This window comes from Nitrosospira briensis (genome assembly GCF_900115125.1).
Classification (GTDB): domain Bacteria; phylum Pseudomonadota; class Gammaproteobacteria; order Burkholderiales; family Nitrosomonadaceae; genus Nitrosospira; species Nitrosospira briensis_A.
Map to the genome: position 1 here is coordinate 39,370 of NZ_FOVJ01000004.1, position 22,106 is coordinate 61,475.

General features: G+C 53.1%; 16 protein-coding genes. 13 read left to right on the forward strand and 3 right to left on the reverse strand.

What is annotated here, in order from left to right; genetic code table 11:
* The first annotated feature begins 6 nt into the window (after window positions 1-6).
* The 9 genes from BMZ14_RS09855 to BMZ14_RS09900 all read left to right on the forward strand — a co-directional run bounded on the left by BMZ14_RS09855 (window position 7) and on the right by BMZ14_RS09900 (window position 10,028).
* Entirely contained in the window at window positions 7-360 is a 354-nt protein-coding gene (locus BMZ14_RS09855; protein WP_074797111.1) for a hypothetical protein, read from the forward strand.
* Between the two features lie 636 nt (window positions 361-996).
* Window positions 997-1,221: a hypothetical protein gene (locus BMZ14_RS15300; protein ID WP_218145014.1), complete on the forward strand. Its 225-nt coding sequence runs from the start codon at window positions 997-999 to the stop codon at window positions 1,219-1,221.
* A 1,776-nt stretch (window positions 1,222-2,997) separates the two neighbouring features.
* Entirely contained in the window at window positions 2,998-3,384 is a 387-nt protein-coding gene (locus tag BMZ14_RS14835; RefSeq protein WP_143071951.1) for a hypothetical protein, read from the forward strand.
* A gap of 87 nt (window positions 3,385-3,471) precedes the next feature.
* Window positions 3,472-4,734 (forward strand): TIGR02270 family protein, encoded by a 1,263-nt coding sequence (locus BMZ14_RS09875; protein ID WP_074797294.1) that lies wholly within the window; start codon window positions 3,472-3,474, stop codon window positions 4,732-4,734.
* A 599-nt stretch (window positions 4,735-5,333) separates the two neighbouring features.
* Window positions 5,334-6,011, forward strand: coding sequence for a hypothetical protein (locus BMZ14_RS09880; RefSeq protein WP_074797115.1), 678 nt, complete (start codon window positions 5,334-5,336; stop codon window positions 6,009-6,011).
* The gene (locus BMZ14_RS09885) at window positions 6,008-6,715 is read left to right on the forward strand and encodes a hypothetical protein (RefSeq protein WP_074797116.1); all 708 of its coding nucleotides are present in this window, start codon (window positions 6,008-6,010) and stop codon (window positions 6,713-6,715) included. The genes BMZ14_RS09880 and BMZ14_RS09885 overlap by 4 nt, the downstream gene beginning before the upstream one ends.
* Before the next feature lie 68 nt (window positions 6,716-6,783).
* Entirely contained in the window at window positions 6,784-8,385 is a 1,602-nt protein-coding gene (locus tag BMZ14_RS09890; RefSeq protein WP_074797117.1) for a serine/threonine protein kinase, read from the forward strand.
* Between the two features lie 168 nt (window positions 8,386-8,553).
* Window positions 8,554-9,576, forward strand: coding sequence for a polysaccharide deacetylase family protein (locus BMZ14_RS09895; RefSeq protein ID WP_074797118.1), 1,023 nt, complete (start codon window positions 8,554-8,556; stop codon window positions 9,574-9,576).
* Entirely contained in the window at window positions 9,573-10,028 is a 456-nt protein-coding gene (locus tag BMZ14_RS09900) for a hypothetical protein (RefSeq protein WP_074797119.1), read from the forward strand. The genes BMZ14_RS09895 and BMZ14_RS09900 overlap by 4 nt, the downstream gene beginning before the upstream one ends.
* Before the next feature lie 153 nt (window positions 10,029-10,181).
* Here BMZ14_RS09900 and BMZ14_RS09905 read toward each other — a convergent pair whose 3' ends face one another.
* The 3 genes from BMZ14_RS09905 to BMZ14_RS15140 form a co-directional block, all read right to left on the reverse strand.
* Complete coding sequence (locus tag BMZ14_RS09905) at window positions 10,182-11,297, reverse strand: LysM peptidoglycan-binding domain-containing protein (RefSeq protein ID WP_074797120.1); 1,116 nt, start codon at window positions 11,295-11,297, stop codon at window positions 10,182-10,184.
* A gap of 107 nt (window positions 11,298-11,404) precedes the next feature.
* A complete protein-coding gene (locus BMZ14_RS09910) occupies window positions 11,405-12,181 on the reverse strand; it encodes a hypothetical protein (RefSeq protein WP_074797121.1) in 777 nt (258 codons plus the stop codon).
* Window positions 12,182-12,297: 116 nt separating this feature from the next.
* Window positions 12,298-12,459, reverse strand: a complete 162-nt coding sequence (locus BMZ14_RS15140) for a hypothetical protein (RefSeq protein WP_177186961.1) — start codon at window positions 12,457-12,459, stop codon at window positions 12,298-12,300.
* A 217-nt stretch (window positions 12,460-12,676) separates the two neighbouring features.
* On the opposite strand from BMZ14_RS15140, the gene BMZ14_RS09915 reads away from it, so the two are divergent.
* The 4 genes from BMZ14_RS09915 (at window position 12,677) to BMZ14_RS09930 (ending at window position 22,102) form a co-directional block, all read left to right on the forward strand.
* On the forward strand, window positions 12,677-14,341 hold the full coding sequence (locus BMZ14_RS09915) for a ShlB/FhaC/HecB family hemolysin secretion/activation protein (protein ID WP_074797122.1): 1,665 nt from the start codon (window positions 12,677-12,679) through the stop codon (window positions 14,339-14,341).
* 64 nt (window positions 14,342-14,405) lie between these two features.
* Window positions 14,406-19,310, forward strand: coding sequence for a two-partner secretion domain-containing protein (locus BMZ14_RS09920; RefSeq protein ID WP_371265718.1), 4,905 nt, complete (start codon window positions 14,406-14,408; stop codon window positions 19,308-19,310).
* A 324-nt stretch (window positions 19,311-19,634) separates the two neighbouring features.
* The gene (locus BMZ14_RS09925; RefSeq protein WP_074797124.1) at window positions 19,635-21,368 is read left to right on the forward strand and encodes a serine/threonine protein kinase; all 1,734 of its coding nucleotides are present in this window, start codon (window positions 19,635-19,637) and stop codon (window positions 21,366-21,368) included.
* Window positions 21,369-21,388: 20 nt separating this feature from the next.
* Entirely contained in the window at window positions 21,389-22,102 is a 714-nt protein-coding gene (locus tag BMZ14_RS09930) for a glycine zipper domain-containing protein (protein WP_074797125.1), read from the forward strand.
* The last annotated feature ends 4 nt before the right edge of the window (window positions 22,103-22,106 follow it).

The window sequence follows — 22,106 nt, forward strand, 5'->3', positions numbered from 1 at the left end:
CGCGTCATGGCAAAAAAAAGTGGCGAGAAGAAGGAAGATATTGAGGATGTCGAAATTTGGAATGTTGATGAAACACTTAAGTGCTATGGCCGAGATCGCTTGTTAAGAAGTCAGGCGGAAGGCCAATTCACCGCCATTATCAAGTTTCTCAGCGACAATGGCATGTTCAAGGAGAAGCGCCAGGCGATAGACGAAAACGGCAAGTTGCTGATCCGTCGTGTACTTGTTCGAGATCTCACAGACGAAGGATTTTCGTTCGTCAAAGCCGTACTTAAGCCATGGTTCGGATCGAAAGCCACGGCCAGGGATCCGAGTAACACGACGATTCTTGAGAAGTACCTCAAAGAAGTGCGCAAGTAGCTTTCCCCGAAATCGATCAATGTCTCATCGTGATATGTCCAGCAGAATCGCTCATCCCTTCGGCTCGCGCTTTTGACATGCTGGTAAAGTATACGGTGATTCTAATTTCAACCGCACCACTGCTTAAATATTAGGCGGACATGAAGAGTAAGTCTGGTAGTGTGAGAAGTACAACCATCCACACTTCAGGAGAGACCCTTCATGCCCTACGTGCAGCTTATTTCAGAAGAGCGGTACGTTATATATCATCTCAAGTTGTTCAAGCTCAGCCTGCGGGAAATTGCACGCCCCCTTGGGTCGGCATCACATCACCATCAGCCGTGAGATCCAACGCAATGGAACCGTTACCTCAAGCTTGATATATTGGCGTGAACGTGCCCAGCAACGAGCGCTGCAACGTAGAAGGCGGCCACGCCACCAACGACGACGCGCTTATACCTCGCTGGTGCGCTACGTTGAGCAAGTATGCGAGCAGAAAGATCACTGGATGTCATCGCTAACCCGGCTGAAGATGGAATCCGGACAATATCAGAATGCGCGTTAGCGTTGAGACGATCTATCGCTGGGTTTATCGCGATGCTCATCAAGGAGTGCCGCTTTTTAGTTTCCTGTGCCGCGATCACAAGAAGCGCCATTATGGAACAGGACGCGACCCTGTTGGAACTGGCCCGCTATGTTGTGCTCAATCGGGTAGGGGTTCGTTTGGCGCGCACTCCCAATGGCCATGGAATAGTTTATAGTGCCCCGGCGAGGCCGTTTAAGACGCCACTGTGGCTGACAGTCGACTGGCTTCTGGCCGCATTTTCTGAGCATCGTAGCAAGGCCATACCGGGGTTAAGTGCCTTAGTGAGAGTGTCGTGAGAAACCGCAAATGTATTGAGCAAACATATGCGAGCAGTGCTTTGCGCAGGATATGCGAGGAATGGGTAGACAATAATCCGAAAAGGAAACACAAACTGAAATAGAGGAAGGATTATTATCTATACTCAATGTTACCAGCCATGCTGGATTTGGCAAATTCAGCAAGGATCTATTAGGTGAAGCGTTTGATGTGCAACCGGTCGAAAAAGATGCCGAGGCAACAAAAGAACGATTAGAGCCCGCTCAGGTTTAGATAAATTTCTGGACAGCGTCTAGTACGATGGCATGTTCAGTTCTGACAGATAAGTCGTGAGAGAGAGTAAAAGGTCATTAGAGAAGCAGATCTCATTCGGTTCGTGTATTTTGCTTTTGGCTTGCGCGGTGTCCCCTCCCAGCGGAACTCCGACGTTCTCGTCATCAGGAGAAAAAATTACCTAGTCCTGCTCAACTACGAATGGCGAGGCGCCACCTGAAGAACATGGGATAGGAGTGACACTGCAGAATAATGTGGAAAGCGGGCCGTTATACTTGGTCTCTGCCCGAGCAGATATCACCAAGTCTAGCATCAGTCAGCAACGGCAGTGATCACATTGCAATTCCGTTTCAACGATGGGGGGTCGCTTCATGTGAAGCGGGATTCTAGAACTGAATACACGGAGCAGGTGGCGCAGTTCCGTTTGGTGCCGGAGAAGAAATCTACAACGATTCTCAATGCACAGAACATGTCATGTTTGGGAACCGCTGCGCATTGACAGGAAAAGGCCGAAAAGCAAGCCCGAGCCTACGATCCGAGCGTGACTGAGACCTTGTTTTATGGCGATATCTGAATTGCGGAGCAGTCTTTCGCCGCGATGCGGGTAGATGAGTCGCTGAGTTTAATGTTTCGTAGTACGTGCTGATGGAAATTTTGGGGCGATTACTAGTACCCGAGGCTATGGCAGAACAGCATGGATCGCGACTGGCCGTTAAAGCAATAGGCTTTCTCCTCGCCTATTTATTTATGATCCAAGCCGTCCGGCTGAGTGCGTAGGCATAGAGCCTGTATCAGTAGCTAAGTAAGTATGTGAGGCGCATCTTAAGGCAAGTTTGTTGCTCAATTTTTGGTGGATTTTCTACATTGGAATAATTGGGGGCACGATTTATGGCTACTACTGAAGAATGGATTGAATGGTCCCGCAGCGCTGCTCGGCCATATTGGCATACCAATCATCAACTCTTTCTTGAAGTTGCAATGCTATGTTGTCGCCACTTGCGAGACAATGGCGGATTGAGTCGCGTTCCAGAGTTGGCGAACGTTGAGCACTATTGGTTTATGCGATGGTGGTGTTTTGCCTGGGGAGGAGCCGGTGGGGATATTGTTGCCACCCCTTTGAAGCACTCTCGCCCTCTGTGGCAGAGGGGGTAGGCCGCATCAGCTCTTACTTGAGCTCAGCCACAGCGGGCGGGGTAGCGGGCGCTTTAGCCGTTGTGTGGGATTTAATCAAACGGGTACTTTTTGCGACAGGGCACGAAGATCTTATTCCCGGAGGCGACGCGCTTGCTTCGCGCCCTTCAGCCGAGCAGCTTGAATGGGCGTGGCGTGGTTATAAAGACGCATTTTCTTTGGATGCTCCATATATGGGGGAGATGAGGTGGCGTTTTGTTATTTCCGATCTTCCTCATGGATTAGAAGTACCTCCCCCCGCACAGGTGATCAATAACCGTTTCTGCTGGGCATGCGGCAATTGAACGGAGTCTACAGCCCGCGTATTAATCGCCGGCATGGCCGGGTGGGGCATGTATTCCAGTGCGTCCATGGCCGCCGCGCGGGGCATACAGTTGACCTTGACCATGCGGGACACATGGGATTGGAGCGGCGTAAATTGCTTGCCGTTACAAGGCGATCATCGTGTAGAAGGAATCGTACCTGTTGGAACTGGCCCGCCATGTTGTCCTCTGTTCGGTCAGGGCTCGTATGGTGCGCACTCCAGAGGAATGGCTATGGAGCAATTGTCGCGTTACGGCAGGCTGTGTGAGACACTGCTCTGGTTGACGATCGACTGGCTCTTACCGCCTTTTCTGAGCATAGTGAGGCCATACGGCGTTACATCGATTTTGTGGCAAATGGAAAAAATCAACCGGGGTGTGGGAGAAATTGAAGAGCCAGATTTTTCTGGGTTCTGATGAATTTGTGGCGAGCCTGCAACGCACTCTCGGTGCGGATGCTTCTCATCAGGAAATCCCTGCCGACCAGTGGACCAGGATTTTTCCGTGTTAGCCAACTTTCCAAAGCCCATACCGCTCATTATCCAGCAGCACGCCGAGGAATCCGCGCATCTGCGCCACGTTCGTTCGATTCAGGTATCGGCCCCGCACGTCAAACTTCATCACCTCCGCCGTCTCGACGACCGCTTGGCGGCTCACCTCGACGGACTGGCGGTAGCGGGAGAGTACGGTTCGAACGTATGTGAGGCCGCGCTAGAGTCGCCGGGGGTCGGTGAAGTGTTTGCAGCAGCGGTGCGGGCGATCGAGGAGAAGGACAAGCGGCGACTGGACAAGCTATTTGCCCTGGTGAACGCCGTGCCGGAAGCCCAGCCGGGATTGATTTCCGCCTTTGGCTGGGTCTCGGGCCAGCATCTTCAGGGAACTTGCGCCGAGCTACTCGCCTCGATGGAACCTTTTCGACGGCAGGTGGGTATCTCCGCCTGTGTCATGCATCGCGTCGACCCGGGCATGGCACTCACGCAATCGCTTGCCCATTCCAAGCCGCAGCTCCGTGCCCGTTCCCTGAGAGCAGCGGGTGAACTGGGACGTCTCGATCTGCTTGGGGCGTGTGGAAATGCGTTGCAGGATGGAGATGAGAGCTGCCGCTTCTGGGCGGCGTGGTCTTCGGTGCTGCTAGGGAATCGGGATAAGGCGCTCGACGCTCTGCAAACCTTCGTGCTCCTGCCCAATGTGTATCAACAGCTTGCCCTGCTGGTGTTTAAACTTTTGGCGCCGCCCCAAGCCAATGAACTGCTCAAGGTCCTGGCGCGAGACCCGGCGAATATGCGCCTTCTTGTTCAAGGCGCTGGTATTGCCGGTGACCCCTACTACATGCCTTGGCTGATCAAGCAAATGGAAGACATGAAGCTTGCTCGTCTTGCTGGCGAGTCGTTCAGCCTCATCACCGGTCTCGATCTTGCCTATCTTGATCTCGAACGCAATGCTCCCGAAGGGGTGGAGTTCGGTCCGAATGACAACCCGGAAGATGAAAACGTCGCCATGGACGAAGACGATAACCTGCCCTGGCCTGACCCGGCGAAGATTCAGGCATGGTGGGAGGCCAACAAATCCCGCTTCAGAAACGGTGAGCGATACTTCATGGGAGCGCCTGTCACGCGTGAGCACTGCGGAAAAGTGTTAAAGGAGGGCTATCAGCGCCAGCGCATCGCAGCAGCGCGATATTTGTGTCTGCTCGAACCCGGGACGCAACTATTTCCTACGAGTGCGCCGGCCTGGCGGCAGCAGCGCTGGCTATCAAAGATGAGCTGAGGCAGAGCCAATCTGCAAGAGAGTTGTACCTGAAGTCTTAGGAGGCAATTGAATGCATCCTGATGATTTCGATGCACCGTTGTCCCATGAGGTGATCGCGCAGTTTGAAAACAGCTCGATAGCGCCAGCTTCCTGAAGCTTCACACGCACCGTTACTGCTTGACGCTCACATTTTACTTGGGCGTTAAATACTCCTGCGCCTCTATCTTGCCCACTACGGGAACGGCGGGAATCCGCGCTTACGGTTTACGGACCTGTGTTTCAGTGCGGCGAGCATTTGGTAAATTGCGATCAAGTCGATATTGGCAAAATCAGTTTTCATTACTCGCCCCATGAAATGGCCGAGGGTGCACAAATAACGGTTTTGTGGAAATTGCCGTCTCATCGGAGCATACTAAATCCTTTCATCTAATTCTTTCCTGCCCTGACCTATCAAGCACAGAGCTGCTTAAAGAAGCAGATGGCGACGGATCGCAACGGATTACAACTGTATGGGTGAGCGTCTACCTGGACCACTTGTCTCGACACCCAACTCATCCCGAATCGATGAGGAAACAATGTGCCGGGCGCCATCAAATTTTCCAGGTCCCACGGGCAACATGAGTATGTTGGACGCTGGGAGTTACGTTGATAGCAGCCAGGTACCGATGTCTGGAGGCGTTCCCTATGCGATTGGCCAGGCAAGCCTTGTTCGCATTCCAATTCCCGGCACCGATGGACTGGCAATAGAGTTGCGTCCAAGGGGTTTCATTCCGTCTGGTGGATCAACCTCAACGCTCTTTTTTCAGGATAGTACTGGGAAGCGTCACCTGCGGCTTGACTATGGGTACAACGTCAAGACCAATACCATCGACTATCACTGGAACCAGAAAGGCACATACGCCAATTTTGGCGTAACGGGCCATTCCGCCGCAGGTCGAGCTGGGCAGATTGTTTACAGCACTGCAAAATACTTTAAATACGCTGGGCGCGTACTGGGCATCGCGGGTGTTGCAATTGACGCTGTCTCTATCGTTCAGGCAAGCAAGCCGCTAAGGCGGGCATCAGAGGTGGTAGCAGGATGGGCAGGTGCTTGGGCCGGCTGTAAGGTAATTGGAGCTGGAGGTGCGGCAATAGGTACTACCGGGTCAGTGTTTGGAATAGCGGTAGGTGGAATTGTTGGCTGCATCATTGGTGGCGCGAGTGGCTACGTGGGCGGCTCAATGCTGGCTGGAGAAGTCTACGATTGGGTTGAAGGGACGTTCTTCACTCCCCTGCCTGAAGTAGCGATGCCATGACCAAAACCACTATCCTGGTGTGCCGCGATCCACGCGGTTCAAATTGGCAGCTCGGCCCGCTGTCCTCAACTCACGGCTCTGAGGCACTGATAGGGTGGAGACAAATTCCCGATCCGGTGGATGACGGCGTGCCAACCGACGTCGCAATGGTAATGGCTCGAGCGTTTACTGCCGTCGCCCGTGTTACTTTCCTTTGTGCCCCCGAAATTAATGGGGTGAAGGATGGCTGGACACAGTCGGGTGAGGAATTTGTTCGCGCAATGCGGAAGCCGGGACTCGCCAGGGTTATCAGCCGGGTTATCGACCGTATTCCTCGTGATGCGGCACTGGTGTCTACGCGGCGGCCAGAAACCGCGTTGCGTCTATTTGATGATCCGGCTTTCCCTTGGTGGATGCAAGGGCAAATCGTTTTGCTCTCTGCTCATGAAGCGGGGCCGCCCGAACTGGATTGTGAGTGCGCTATATCTCTTGTGGACAACGACGACTGGTCGAATCAGAAAGAAATTCTATCAGAGGCGGGAATACTGGGCATGGTGCGTCCCGGTGTCGATGGAGATGTTGCCGGTCTTTTCTCTCTAGTACCCTCTCTTGAGGCGGCGCTCCTCTCTACACTTGAAAATGAAACGTCCCGTGCAGGCTTCGAATGGGCTGTATTGCCCGAGGATAAGTTTTGTGAATTCCTTGCGCATAGTCCCTCTCCTTGACTAAGATAAAAGCGTTGGAGCCCTGTTGATAGGGCTGCCGAAATGGTTTAACAGCGCTGGAGGCTTTGATGGAAAAAATCGGGCGCTTCAAGGTTCTTGAAGAGCTGGGCAGGGGCGGCATGGCGGTCGTCTATAAAGCCCACGATCCCAACATCAACCGCTCGTTGGCTATCAAGGTCTTGCTGGAAGAACGCTGCGGCGACAAAGAATATCGCTCGCGATTTCTTGCAGAGGCAAAAGCTGCCGGTCTTCTATCCCATCCTAACATTGTCACAATCTATGACATAGGTGAGGTGAATGACCGGCCATACATTGTCATGGAACTCCTGGAAGGGGAATCTCTCGACCAATACATGAAGTCGGCGTCAAATCGCTCGATTCGGGATGACCTGGCTATTGGTATCCAGCTCGCGAAAGCGCTGGATTATGCCCATAGCAAAGGTATCATCCACCGCGACATCAAGCCGAGCAATATCATCCGTCTCAAAGGCGGCAACAATATAAAAATTACCGACTTTGGCATTGCTCGTGTCGAAGATCCCGAACTGACACGGCAAACGCAGATGGGCGAGGTGCTGGGAACGCCTCAGTACATGTCGCCTGAACAGGCACTCGGCCGCCATGTCGATAAACGCTCCGATCTTTATTCGGTTGGCGTTTTGCTCTACCAGCTAATGACCGGAAAAAAACCTTTCGATGGCAGCACGATCGCTACCCTGCTGCTGCAAATCACCACAACCGAACCGGTACCGGTCGACCAGATTGTTCCCGGTATTCCACGATCGGTGAAATTGATCGTTGAGCGGTTGCTAAAGAAGGACCCGGACAAGCGATTTCAAAACGGCAAGGATCTGGCTGACGCGCTGGTTGATGCTCTCGAGGAATTGCGCGAGAACGAGGCGGAACGCGCGAAGCCTAAAGGATTATCCATTCGCGTCAAATGGACCTTCATAATGTCGGTGATCGTTTCGATCACCATGATCATTGGGGCTACATGGTTATACAAGCGACAGTATGCCAGCATCGTACAGCAGGCCACGGAATATGGCAGTTCCATGGTTCGTTTCATGGCATCGGAGAGCGCAGAGAAAGTTTTCAATGAAGATTGGATTTTTCTTGAAGTGTTCATTCAGGATGCAATGGTTGGCCAGCGGTTCAGTTACCTGGATCTGGTGGATAGTAACGGCATAATCAGGGGAAGTAGTGTTTCCGGGAGAATCGGGCAACCACATCAGGAAATAGATAATGGCGAACTGATCGCCAGCATTGGGGATGTTTCCATACAGCGCTACGACGCACCGAATTTATCTTCTGTGATGGACTTTGATTCGCCGATCGTATTTCGTGGCAAAGCCATAGGTCGCATTCATCTGGGCATGCATTGGGACCCCTTGGAAGAATTAAGCCGGCAGATCGTCTTTACCATGCTGTTGCTCATGCTGGTAACCGTTGCAGCGGCATCTGTCGTGGCCTATGCGCTCGCGAGTGCAATTTCCAATCCGATCCGGACATTGGGCAGATCATTTGGAGAAATCAAGAAAGGGAATCTGGGTTATAGAATCGCACAGGCAAGAAAGGACGAGTTTGGCGAACTCTTCCAATCGTTTGATGAGATGGTGGAAACGCTGCAGAAGAACAGCGAGAACGCCATCAACGAGCAAAAGAAATAGCGGTTAAGCGCCCGTTCGTTGAACGATAGGCAAAGGCTGAAGTTGCAGCGGGTGCTGATTGAGGATTCTATCAACCATCCGGCATAAACTGCCGGCTCGTTTATTTATTGATGGGTTGCGCTATGCTTAGCCATCCTGCCTGAAACACTTATAGCGCCGTTAAAAATAATGGCAAAAAAAGCATTATCGGTTTTGACGGGTGTACCCCGCATTTATCTGGCATTTCTTCCGCTTATTGTTTTGGCTGGATGTGCCTCAGTGCCGCAGGGTACCATTACCGAAAAACTTCGCATTATCAGCGGAGAGGAATATGTGGTACATACCGCGGAAACTGGCGACACATGGGCTGGGCTGGCCGACACCTATCTGAAAGATAAAAGCAAGGACTGGCTAATAGCCGATTTCAATAAAACCGGTGAAGTCATGCCGGGTCAACAAATCGTCATCCCCCTCGTCCATCCCAATCCTGTGGGTGTTTACCCATCGGGCTATCAGAGCGTGACGATTCTGTGTTATCACCGGTTTGGCCCGAATAAATCCAGAATGGTCATTACGCCTGAGGATTTCGAAACTCAAATGGCGTATCTCCAGAAGAACGGATACCGGGTGATTCCTCTTTCAAGCATTCATTCCTTTTTAAAGGGGGAAGCCGCTCTCCCGCAGCGCGCGGTGGTGATAACGATAGACGACGGTTATCGTTCTTCATACAAGTTTGCCTACCCTATTCTCAAGAAATACAACTTCCCCGCCACGCTGTTCATTTATTCGGATTTCATAGGCTCGGGCGACGCATTGGGCTGGAATGAGATCAAGGAGATGGTTCGTTCCGATCTCGTCGATATCCAGCCTCATTCAAAAACACATGCCTCCATGACTAAGCGTTGGGCGGACGAAAGCGCTGAGGCCTATCGCCATAGAGTGGCTGAGGAAATCCGGATTCCCGGCCAGCAAATGAAAAAAATGCTTGGCTTGCCTTTGCATACTTTCGCCTATCCGTTCGGGGACGCGAACGAATTTCTTGTGTCACAACTCAAAAGCGCCGGGTACAAAGCGGGAGTTACCGTGCAGGCGGGAGGTAATCCTTCTTTTGCCTATCCATTCAGACTCAGAAGAACCATGATTTACGGAGACCGGGACATGGGCGCCTTCATCAGGAGTTTGCGGGTATTTACCCCGGAAAACTTGAAATGATCTGTTCCCTGTCACTTCTGTTATCCCGCGGTAGCTTTGCCTCGCTCGTTGCCATTGTGGTGGTGGGTTTGAGCGGTTGTGTTCAGCCATCCGCGCGGCTTTCGCCCGAGCCAATTTCCACGACTGTCAATAGGGAAAAACTTGCCCTGGATTTACAAGAGAGAGGAGAGTTGGCGGAAGCCCTTATCCAATGGACAATACTTTCCACAATCGAGCCAGCAAACCGCGATTATGAAAATAGGGTAACCAGAACGAAGCAGCTGATTGATAACAAGTCGAAATCCCTCATGCTCGACGGCATGTTCAACCTGCGCCGGGGAGCACGTGAGGCGGCAAGGCTATCCTTTCTGAAGGTACTTGCATTGAATCCAAGGAATAAGGAAGCGCTTGAGCATCTGCGTCAACTTGCAATGCCGCCTTCGACCGAGAGCAAGAACGGCGGCAAGTCCTAGGCCTTCGTAGAAAAAATGCGATGTAAAGAAGAAACGCGAGGCAATGAAGGAGGCCCCCGCAGCCCGATTGGACAATATGCTTGAGTTGTTTCCGAATTGGATGTGAAAGGTGAAGTACCTCCAGCGCTACATTTTTATAGCTTGATGTCACATTTATGGGCGCGGGTTGCGCGACTGTTCCTCCCGATCCAGAATTGCCCGGATTTCAGCACGGTTTGCCTTCGCCAACTCATGATTAGGCTCGATTTCGAGTAGTTTGTCGAGGCTATCAAGCGCTTCGCTGAAGTTCTGGCGTCTTCGGGCTCGCACAGAGTCCGCATAGTAAGTTTCCACCACCTGAGGTTTTATTTTTTTCAGAGCCGCCTTCGCGCGCGCATGCTCCGGTTCCAGCTTTAATGTCCTTGCATAAGCGGTATAAGCTTTGGCAAGATCTCCGTCGTTTACCCACTGATTACCCTCCCTATAGGCCTGCTCGGCATCCCCTGACGCTTCTGTTTGTTCAAGTTGTCTTTTCAAACGCTCGTCAGCGGGATATGTGCTCGAGGCCTTGGACAAAAGCTTTTTTGCCGCTGCAAACTGACCGGAGTCGGTCATTTTTTTTGCATGGCCCGCGTAAACTGTAGCCAGCAAATCATCCACCTCGCCACTAGCCTCTCCCTCCATTCTGAGTTGCTCCAGAATACGGGCGGAATCCGCAAATCGGCCCTTGGCATATAAGGCTTTGGCTTCCGATAATCTCAGGTTAGAGGTTTCCGGCGCAGCAGGCTGCTCAACAGGGGAGGGCATCCTGTCTGGGGGAGGTTTTTTCCCCGGGACCTTTATGGATCGGCCCGCCTCCAGATCATCGGACATGATAATGTCATTATACCTGGCGAGTATGTAGAATTTGAACGGATCACCTAGAAAACGTCTTGCGATCAGCGAGAGCGTCTCACCCTGCTGTACCTCATAGGAGAAGTATTCCTTACCCAGCATTTCAACGGGATCCGCATCGATTTGCGACAGCAAACTTGATGCATATTTGTGATTGGGTTCCAGCACGAGCACCTGCTCCAGCAAGGGTCTGGCTTTTTGCCCTTCGCCATGCTGAAGTGCGTCGACGCCTTGACGGAATAATTCTTTCGCAGTGCCTTGCGGCACGATAACTACTGGGACCGGTGCCGATTCGGGTTCCACCGGCGGTGGCGCGGGTTGTAATACCGGTGCCAAAGCGCAACCGCTGAGACCTGCACACAGTAGAACGGCATGATAAGCACTAAGGGGTCGCATAACTGGTCCGATTCAAGCTCATGGACATATTTATTTTGCCTTTTTATACCTGCCTTGTGGTTATGAAGGTTTGCCTCTTTCCTCTTTCTTTCCTCTATTCAACGTATTTACTGTAGTGATGGTTTTTCCTGGCCAGTTTCCAATGCAGCAGCCAGCCGATCCTTGAAGGGGTCGCCCAACTTCGCGACGTCTTCCACATTGATCAGTTCCTCAAAAGCATCTTTGCCGGATAATTCCGTGCTTTCAATGACCACGGCATTCGGCGGGAGGCTCGTGGAAATGGAAGATGTAATATAAATGACCGGCAGTGCGCCAAAGCCGGGTAGTTGACAGGATGCGAGTGGATAGTGCAGTGTATTCAGTATGTTGATGATCCCTGGTTGCCTGGAAATGACAATATGCATGGCCAGATAATGCAAGACAAATTGCTGCAGCTCTCCATCGTTCCGGTTGCGGTTTGCCAGCAGCTCCTTCAACTGGCGAAGAGAGTAGCCCGCGTAAGTAACCATCGACTTGAAGGGGGAAGTCACCGTTATGGTCCTTGTCGCCCCATCCGATGTCGCAATATGCCGATATTCCCATGGCGCCAGTTCGATTGAAGATGTCATTTGCATGAGAGGGGAATTCAGCTCCCTGGGCAGATAAAAAGGCGCTACGGTTGCGATGTTTTCATAAAGCGCTTTCAGCTCCTTGAAGGCCTGTTCAGAACCTTTGACTATTTCTTTTCCGCTCCCCTGTATATGTTCCCCGAATATGCCACGTGGGCGAAATAGAGGAGCGAGACTTGCAATATACTCCTGCATCTGTCCATTGATAATGTCACCCGCCGTCCTGGTCAGTTTTCGTAGAGTGAGGAGTTTTTGCGTCGTGTAGTCTTCTTCCATTGAAGTTCCTAATGTACCGTTCAAGGTGTTCCGAAAAGCATACGGAGTTTTTAAACGGATTTTGTTAATCTAGGAATATCTACTCTCATGGATGGATAGTAAGCTGATTCAATGCGCTAATCCAGCGTAAGATGATGCACGGGCTGATCGGTTTTTTTGTTTATCGATAGAACAGCCCTCTCTCCCATCATTATCGAAGAAAGCCGCGGGTTAGCCTTACGCCCGCGTTTTCGAACGCCTATCATCTTCCGATGATAGGCGGCTGGCGGTGGTTTCATCGGAAGTTCCCCAATAAATAAAAAAAATTTGATTTTCTTATGCCGTGATCTATACTTTGTCGACCAACCTTACATAGTCTGTGAAAGAAGCTATTTCATCCGCTGGTAAGTAAAGGCGCTGGCATGCTTGATTCCGATAAGAAAGATCGTTTCTTTGATTGGCTATGTGTCTTGGTAACGTTTAACGTTACCAGTGTTAAGGGTGGGCAGGCAAAAAATGAGTTATCCGATGAGGTCCGGATGTATCGCAAAGGGCGTTGCCCTTTCGTTGTTTTTGACTTTGAGTTGGGCGGGCTACGCGTCAGCACAAACTCAAACACCGGCGCCCGAGCCATCCCCTCAAGTTCAATATTTTCCCGTTAAAACAGTACTGATTCAGGGCAATACTCTCCTGCCGGAAGGAGAACTAGCAGCGCTGGTCAACCATTTGCCGGGTGATAGAAGGACCCTGGACGACTTCAAGGCGGGCGCTGCGGCGATACAGCAAGCGTACCGCAAGGCGGGATACGGGGGCGTGGTCGCCTTCGTCCCCGAGCAGGAATTGCACAACGGAGAGATTGTCATCCGCGTGATGGAGGGCAAAGTCGCCGCGATAGAGGTAACCGACAACGAGCGGTATGACGAGGCCAATATCCGGCGTAGTCTGCCTCACCTGAGAGAGGGCGAAACCCCGCTCATTCGGGCAATTGACCGGGATATACAGTTAAGCAACGAGAATCCTGCAAAGGAGTTGCGAGTCACGCTTGCAGCCGGGGCAAAACCCGGAGACGTGGACGCGAAAGTCAGAGTAATCGAGGAAAAGCCGATACGCGTTCTGCTTGGTCTCGACAGTTCAGGCACGCCTTCGACGAGCCGATTTCGTGCAAACATCGGCTTTCAGCATGCCAATATGTGGAACCGCGATCATATTGGCACCTTCCAGTTTCAAACTTCTCCGACCAACCCGGATCAAGTACACGTTTACAGTGTTGGTTACCGGGTGCCTTTATACAATCACTCTGCTGCGATTGACGCTTTCTTTGCGCATTCGAATGTAAATAATGTCTCTACGACCACGCCCGCGGGTCCGCTAGGGTTTACCGGCAGTGGCGATGTAGGCGGCTTTCGCGCACATCGGTATCTTACCCGCATCGGTGAATATGATCACCGCGTTACCCTGGGGTGGGACTGGCGTCACTATAACAATAACTGCTCCATCGGTAACTTTGGCTCCGCGGGCTGCGGGCCTGCCGCTGCCGACGTGACCTTGATGCCACTCAGTCTCGGCTATACGGGTCAGGTTCAGGGGCCGAGGCTATCGTGGGGATTTAACACCACGGTATCAGGCAATGTAGGCGGAAGCAGCGAACGGGAATTCGGCCTGGCGCGCCAGTGGGCGGATAAACATTATACTGTCTGGCGTTTTTTTGGCTTCGGCAACCTCTCGCTCCCCGCGGGTTTCGGCCTTGCAGGGCGGGTAGCCGCACAATATAGTCCCGATGCGCTTGTCCCGGGGGAGCAGCTCGGCATAGGCGGCGCGGGCAGTGCGCTGGGTGGGGTCATCAGTGTGCGCGGCTATCGTGAAAGGGAAGTTGTGGGTGATTTCGGCACTTTTTTCAATCTGGAAGCCCTTGGTCCCGATGCGGGCACGTTTATCAACCTGAGGGGTTTTCACGTTCGGCCGCTTGTTTTCTTTGATTTTGGCTGGGTAGGCAATAACAACAATGCGCGCTGCATGATAAACGACACATCCTGCTCGCTCGCTGGTGTGGGGGGTGGCCTTCGCCTGGGTTACGGCAAAAGGTTCGCCGCCCGGCTCGATCTTGGCCATGCGCTTGAGGATGGAAACCAGAAATCTGCGGGTACCACTCGCGGACACATGACTGTTAATTTTTCCTTTTGAGACGATCATGAGCCCCCTCTTCATAAAAAGCTTAAACCGCGTGTTCAGGGCTGAAGAAGGGATCATGGCCCGGAACCATGCTTCAAAATCGCCTCTTGAAACTGCCAATTGCGTTCGTGGCAGTTGCCGGCCGCAAAATGACAATCAAGATCGGTATTCCCTTTTACGCATTGCTGCGCTCGCGGTTCTGCCGTTTAGCATCGCTTCTGTAGCGGTTCACGCTCAGCCGCCAGCTCCGTTACCGGTTGAGCCAACCGTCGTGCACGGTATTGCTACAATTGATACCGCTGGCGGCCACATGACTGTGACCAACAGTCCCAATGCAATCATAAACTGGCAGGACTTCTCCATTGGCGCCGAGCAAGGGGTGCATTTCAACCAGCTGGACGCCACTAGCCAGGTGCTGAACCGTGTCATTGGGGATGACCCTTCACAGATTTTGGGTGGCCTGAGTAGTAATGGTGGCGTGTGGCTGATCAATCCGCATGGCGTGTTGTTTGGCGAGAATGCCCGAATCGATGTGGCTGGGCTGGTCACTTCCACGCTGGATATTTCCAATATCGATTTCATGGCGGGAAAATACAATTTCCTTTCCGGCGCGGCAAGTCCTGGTCAGGTCACCAACCAGGGGCACATCCACACCACTTTCGGTGGCCGCGTATGGCTGATAGGCGGGCAGGTGCGCAATGAAGGGCTGATCCAGACTCCAGGTGGCAATACCGTGCTCGCAGCGGGTAAAAGCGTGGAGCTCATCGATTCAGGGGCGCCGAATGTCGTTGTGCGGGTAAGCGCACCAGAGAACGAGGTTGTTAATCTCGGCAGTTTGGTGGCTCCCGGAGGTAGCGTGGATGTGCACGGGAGCATCGTAAACCAGGGCGGTATCATCCGCGCTGATAGTGTGGGAGCGGGCAGCAGCGGGCGTATCGCCCTAACGGCAAGCCAGGGTTTGACGCTGGCAGGCGCTAGCGTAACCGGAGCAAGTGGCGGCAATGTGACAATGACAGGAGGGAAATCAACTTATCTTGCGGGTCTTGTCGATGTTTCAAGGCAACAGGGGGCGGGCGGCAACATCCAGCTCAATACAGGCATCCTGGAAGGTATGGCGAGCGGAAGCCTGCGCGCGGATGGGGAGCAGGGGGGGCATATCCGGGTTGAAGGGGGCGGGGCGGCCGGGTTTTCTTCCCGGTTCTCGGCCACAGGCAGCATTCAAGGGGGAACGATCGATGTAACAGCGGCGAGTCTGTATCTACTGAGTGCGCAGGTTGATGCCTCTGGTGGCGCGCAGGGTGGCGTCATCCACCTCGGGGGCGGCTGGCAGGGCGGGGGCAGCTTGCCGCATGCGCGGGAAGTATTGATCGGGGTTGGCAGCGAGATCAAGGCCAATGCCGGTATTAACGGCGATATCTCCGGCAAAGGCGGGGAGGTAGCTGTCTGGTCGACGCACAGCAGCCAGCATTATGGCTTGCTCCAGGCACTCAACGGGGGGCGTATCGAGCTTTCATCGCAGGGGGAGATTCGGCAAACCGGGGCCCTGCAGGCGGGTTTAGGCGGCACGGTACTGTTTGATCCCAAAAATATTGTAATCACGGATAACCCGCCGGATAGCGTGACAGTGGCACAAAATTTCCTTGGAAGTACGGTGGGAGCCGGGCCAGGCGATGAGTTTGGGTCGGCAATCTCCCTTGATGGTGACCGGCTAGCTGTTGGCGCGCCCCGGACTTCTGGGGGGGACGCGCCGACTCCGGGTGCGGTCTATCTCTTTACTGGCGCCGGCCCAAGTTCTTCAGGTCTTGCTCTACAAACCACGCTTGGTTCTAGCACAGCGAATGAGTTAGGAATTACAGGTCTTTCCAATGGTGACCGGTTTGGCGGTGCCGTCGCGCTAAATGGGGATTTGCTGGTCGTGGGCGCTCCCTATACAGATGGTAGTGAATTTTTAACGGACTCCGGGGCGATTTATATTTTCGATGGAGTTACTTCAGGGCAATTACATCAGCAGCAAAAGTTCGAGGCAAGTGAATCGTTTCCCCTCCAATCGGGAGATCATTTCGGATATGGTGTTGCGCTTTCCGACCAAGGTCGATTGGTGGTAGGGGCTAATGGCGTTGCTAATAAAGGAGCGGTGTATTTGTTTTCGAGCGATGACGGTTTTCAAACTATTTCCCAGCAGGGGATGTTGTTGTCACCATCGACCGCTGACAACGGATTTTTTGGCCGCGCAGTAGCACTGGAGGGAGACCGGCTGGTGGTGGGGGCGCCAGGAGAGAACGGTAATCGAGGCTCTGTTTATCTATATACTGCAAACTTTAGCGACTTTGCTAACAGCGTCAGCCTGCAACCGAAGCTGTCCCTTTCTACTGCCACTAACGCTTTCTTTGGTATTTCAGTGTCACTGGATGGGGAGCACATGGCCGTCGGTGCGTCTGGTGAAAATTTCGAAGGAGATAATCCAAAAACAGCAGCTGGCTCAGTGTATATTTATTCAGGAGTAGGGCCTGATTTAAGTCTGCCTAATTCTCCTCAAAAAATCGATGCAAACGATGTTACGGAATTAGAAGCAGGCGACCGGTTTGGGGACGGCGTTTCCCTGGATGGCGATCGGCTTGCTGTGGGTTTGCGCGGACGCGGAAGCGACACTGGCGCGGCATATCTCTTGTCCGGGATATCCAGCTTTGGCGACAGCGTGAATAGCGCTACTTTCTTGAACAATCCTTCCGGTGACAGTTATATTACTCCGGCTGCCCTTACTACGTTGCTGAATGCGGGAACAGGCGTAATCCTTCAGGCTAATAACGATATCACCGTTTCTTCCACGATTCCTGTCAGCTCTGACAACGAAAGTGGGAGGGGCGGTAATTTTACGCTTCAGGCAGGACGAAACGTTGCAATTAATGCAAGCATCACCACGGATAATGGAAACTTTACGGCCATAGCGGGAGACCCAGCCGCGAATGTCAGCTTCAGGGATCCGGGTACCCCGACGATGACCATCGGCGAGGGAGGTAGCCTGAATGTTGGTTCCGGCACGGCGACTCTTGCTGCCTTGGGTGGTAATTTCATCAACAACGCGGGTAATCAGGCAATCCTGACTACGGGAGCAGGACGCTGGTTGATTTACACCGGCGAACCTGGCAACGCCAATTTCGGTGGCTTGGCGAGTGGTAACCTCGCACTATGGAACTACCGCTATCCACAAAATCCTCCGGCGACTATCACGGGAAACCGTTACCTGTTCGACACGGATCAGCCGCAGAGCCTCACGTTTAGTACGTCTGGAGGAAGCCTGACCAAGACCTACGGAGAGGATGTGACTTCTCTGTTGCCGAACCCGACAGTCACCGGCGCAAACTCAAATACTTATGGTGGGGCGATCATCGCGGATAATAGCGTGCCGCTCTCGGAACTGTTTGAGGGTGTCGCTGCAGTGAGTTCCGAAGGGGCGCAAGCTACCGCCAATGTTAGCGGCTCACCCTATGACATAATCGTTGCTGCCGGTACGCTTTCGAGTTTAACTGGCTATGGAATGGAATTTGATTCAACAGGGACAATTACCGTTACTCCCGCCACCTTAACCTACGAAGCCGATCCCGCAATACGTTTAGCAGGGCTGCCAGTTAGCGGATTGACGGGCACAGTCACAGGTTTTGTAGAAGGCGACAATCAGCAAGCCGACACTAGCGGTGTACTGATATGGACTACGCCGGCAACAACCGCTTCTCCCGAAGGCGCTTACGCTATTAATGGGGGGGGGCTTTCCGCGATGAACTATACCTTCCAGCAGGCGGAAAGCAATGCCACCGCGCTTACCCTTCGGGAGGGTATAAATAACGCGGCTAATAATCCTCCGTTCAAGCAGAATACGCTGGACACCAGCGTTCAGAGTATAAATACAGCCATATACGGAAGTTTCCCGGTGCTGAATCCGGTTACTACCGGTTTTGTCATCGATTTAGCGGCGATGAAGGCGCCGCAATTCGGCCGTCTCGATCTTTCGCGCATGAGCCGTGATGAGATGCGTCAGCTTATAGAGGAGCGACGGGAATTCAAGGAGAAATTGTTCGCCGATGCCATTTACAAGCTGGAACTGGACCCCAGCCTCGCTAATGTTCCTCTATGCCGTAGTTTGGCGGATGCCGATACAGGATTATGCAGGCTCACCGATGCTCAACGGCTGGCGCAAGCGTCGAAAGTGACGCAAGAGGAACCATCAAGGATACACCGTAAGACGAAGGTGGCAAGATTGCCCCAGATTGAACGCAAATTCGTTGTGCTTTTCGGTACTGATCAATACGTCGACACGAATATTCCCCCGCTGGAGAATGCAATTTTCGACGCCGAGACAGTTGGAAAATTGTTTGCCGACAAACTGGGGTATGAGGTCAAGGTAGTAAAGAACGCGACCAAAGCCGACATGGTCCGAACCCTTAACCAGTTGTCAACAGAGATGCAGCCACATGATAGCGTGATTATTTATTACGCCGGCCATGGTTACCGCAATGAAAAGACCGGCGGCGGCTACTGGATTCCAGCGGATGCGTCGGTTACAGATCCAACAACCTGGATCTCGAATACCGATGTCTCAAGCATGATGTCGGATATTAGCGCCAAGCAGATGGTCATGATAGCCGACAGTTGCTACTCCGGAACTTTTGCTGAGCAGAAGCTTGGGATGGCCGGTACGGGAATTAAACCGGACGAGGTTCTGGCGAAGCGATCGGTGATCGTGATGTCTTCCGGCGGGGACGAGCCAGTTGCAGACGAGGGCAAGGAGGGGCACTCGATTTTTGCCTGGGACTTAATGCAGGCGCTTGACGATGTCGATAACTGGCAGCCCGGTACAACCATATTCGAGCAGGTCAAACGGGAGGTGATGAAGAGCTTTCCGCAAACTCCGCAATATGGAGCCGTGAAATCTGCCGGGCATGAGGCAGGGGGAGAGTACTTGTTCGAGTTCAGACAACTCGAATAAGCCCAATAAAATGTATCCATAGCGCCGTGGATGCGGATCATCAAAGTCTTTTAAATTTCGCCCAGAAATTTGACGACCTTGTGCTGGACGCACGGCGACTCCCTTTCGGCACTTAAGCTTAATGGTTGGCCTGGCTTTCCTTCAAAACATACCCGCTCCTTCCCGATCCTTCCTTAAGCTGCGGAATCAGGCCCTGCAACCCGCACGGAACAAACAATGAATGTCAGCGCTCCAAGTTCTGATTTACTATCATTATCAGAGAAGACCATTTTTTTGTAATGGGCTTGATAATCCCGACCTTGCCGCAATAGCCTTCTTGGAACTATGAAATTAACAGAATTGCCTGAGGATGATCGCACCGTCATGACTCCGTCCACACCTGCCGGAGCAGATGAGCGGGCGTCCCAGGCACCGGGTGACAATGCGTTGCCGATCGGAACGGTGCTGAACGAATTCGAAATTATCGGCTTGGTCGGTGAAGGAGGCTTCGGTATCGTCTATCTCGCCTACGACCATTCCCTGCAGCGCAAGGTGGCGCTCAAGGAATATATGCCCGCAGGACTGGCTTCGCGGAAAAGCGGGATGACGGTCGCAAAGTCGACGCAGCATCTGGAGACCTTTCAGGCCGGCTTGCGCAGCTTTATCAATGAAGCCAGATTACTGGCCCAATTTGATCATCCGTCCCTGGTCAAGGTTCATCGTTTCTGGGAGGCTAACGGAACGGCCTATATGGTTATGCCGTTCTATGAGGGCAGAACGCTGAGGGATACTCTGCGCCAGGAGGGGAACCCACCTGGTGAGCTTCGGCTCAAGCAGCTTCTTCAGCACCTGCTCGATGCGCTGGAAATCATTCACGCCGAAAGCTGCTTTCATCGGGACATCGCTCCCGATAATATTCTTATTCTCAAAGACGGCCGGCCTCTCCTTCTGGATTTTGGCGCCGCCCGCCGGGTCATCAGCAATATGACGCAAAATCTTACTGTCATACTGAAGCCGGGCTACGCGCCAATTGAACAGTATGCCGAAATGGAGTCGATGAAACAGGGCGCATGGACCGATATTTATGCTCTGGCCGCAGTAGTATATTACGCGATTACGGGGAAGACGCCGGTGCCAGCCGTGTCCCGGATCATTTCCGATTCACTGGATCCGCTTTCTCGATTTGAAGGCGGACAGGGCCGCTACAGCCCCGCATTTTTACATGCCATCGATAAGGCATTGGCTGTCAAGCCGGAAGAGCGTCCCCAGAGCGTTGCGGAGCTGCGCGCCCTTTTGGATCTGGCGGCCCCGGCGCCTTCGCCAAGGGTAGAGCGTTCTCCTTTAGACACGAGGGCAACGATTGAGTCCAGGACTGTCGTTGCACCTGCCAATGGTTCGCTTGAGTTAGTCAGGCCCGGCACTGGCTCTCCCGCAGTGCTGTATGGTTCTGGAGCCGTTGTGCTCGTCGCCTTGATTGCAGGGGCCTGGTTTTTCACTCGGGAAGAGCCGGGGCAGCCGCCTATGCCGGAAACAACTCAAGAAATGGTAGTTGCCAAGCCTGCTCCTTCCGCTGATCACTCTTCGCCCGACAACACCGTGGAGGGGTCAGACATTGCCCCTACCACCCCCGCTAGCTCCACTACTCCCGCCAGTCCGCCAAAACCGGATGCCTCCCCGCAACCCGAGGTCGTTGCGCCACAGGCATTCGCTCCTCCCCCACATGAGATCCAGCAAGAAATCCCGATGAAACTTCCGGAGGAGCCTGGGGAAAAGGTTGATAAACGCGAGAAAGGTGTCGCGCCTCGCCCGGGAAGCTCGAGCAGCCCGCAGGCTGCCGCTCCGCCCGCTGCCGCTCCACCCGCCGAAAAGGACGAGCTTTTCCCAAGCGCGATCGAGAAAATAGTCACAACCAATTTGATTGAAGGCCGCGCCTGCCTGGACAACAAGAACTTCGAGTGCGCCATGGCGAAGGCGGAAACAGCGCTGCAACTCGAACCTGGCAGTACGGCCGCCAAAACGCTTCTCGAGGAAGCTCGTACCGCTCAGCAAAAGGCATGGGAAGCATCGGAACTTAAATAGTGATGAATTGGAGGTATGGAATGTACAAAGGTGAGAAACGCTATCAATGGCGAGTGGTAGCAGCCGGGACTGCCATGGGTGTTGCGTTATCGAATTGCGCAACTACCGGAGGATCGGGTGCCGGGGGCGAAAACATGGGCAAGATGCTTGGTACCCTGGGAGGCGCGGCAATCGGCGCGGCTGTGGGCGGGGCCACCGGAGGTAAATACAATCCGCTGATCGGGGCGGCGATAGGCGCAGCAGTTGGTTATGCAGCCGGTTACGCGTTCGACAGCTATCGCGTGAGCCAGAAGAAGGACGCCGCCGAGGTGAATGACGAATACAGGAAAGAGCATGGCGGACAGCTGCCGGCTGAGACAATGGTAACAAAATACGAGACCAAAACCGAGCCATCAGGCTTGGTAAACCGGGGGGAAAAGCTTGATATCGTTTCGGAGGTCGAGCTTGTGAAAGGTGCGAATTCGATCGGAAAAGACCGGGTTGATGAAGAGCTGATGATTTCCGACGCATCTGGAAAGAATACAAAAAAGTTGAGAAAACAGGCGCTAAGCGATACCAATGTATCAGGGGCCTACCTGACTCGATTTACCTTCAGGCCGACTGAAGACGTAGCGCAGGGCACCTATCCATTTAAAACAGTGCTCTATCTTAACGATGAGCCAGTAAGAGAATCTGAAGGGAAAATCCAGGTTGTAAGGGTTGGCCAGGAACTTAAGGTAGCAATTCTTGAGTGATGGT